The following is a 767-nucleotide window of genomic DNA, read 5'->3' on the forward strand; positions in this document are numbered from 1 at the left end:
ACGCTGGGAAAAGCTATTTCATTTAATGAAAAGCACAGGCCGTGTTTATGACAAACCTGAACATAGACAAACATTCGAAGGTATTCTTTACCGCCTTAGAACAGGTATCCCTTGGCGAGATTTACCTAAAGAGTTCGGTCATTGGAGCACGGTCTTTAGACGGTTTCATTTATGGTCTAAGAAAGGCGTTCTAGCACATTTATTCAAGGCCTTAGCCAACCTTGCTGATATAGAATGGGTCTTTATTGATGGCTCGATAGTGCGGGCTCACCAGCACAGTGCAGGTGCCGCGACGCTAAGTAATGAGAGTATTGGTAAAAGTCGAGGCGGTAATTCAACCAAAATTCACTTAGCCGTCGACAGCGGAGGATTACCGATTTATTTCGAATTATCAGAAGGCCAAAAACACGATATTACACACGCCCCCAGCTTAATTGAGCACCTGAAGCAGGTTGATACCGTCATTGCAGATAAAGGTTATGACAGCGATGCTTTTCGTGAACTTATCGCCAATAAAGGCGGGAAATCTGTTATTCCAAGGCGCCGCTATAAGAATACACCTCAAGAAAGAGTCGATTGGTGCTTATATCGGTATCGACATTTAGTGGAGAATGCTTTTGGAAGAATTAAGCACTATCGAGCAATATCAACAAGATATGACAAGCTAGCAAGAAATTACGCCAGTATGGTGTCACTGGCGTTTATGTTAATGTGGCTGCCGATGTATTGCTGAACAACATTTGTACAGCAAAGATCAACAGACCCTA

At 43.0% G+C, this 767-nt stretch carries 1 protein-coding gene; it reads left to right on the top strand.

From position 1 onward, the window contains the following. A partial coding sequence (locus L5M38_RS24320; protein WP_263180554.1) for an IS5-like element ISSod6 family transposase occupies window positions 1-733 on the top strand: 733 nt, incomplete at its 5' end. Window positions 734-767: the final 34 nt, after the last annotated feature.

Source organism: Shewanella sp. SM101 (genome assembly GCF_025654465.1).
In the GTDB taxonomy this organism is placed as follows: domain Bacteria; phylum Pseudomonadota; class Gammaproteobacteria; order Enterobacterales; family Shewanellaceae; genus Shewanella; species Shewanella oncorhynchi.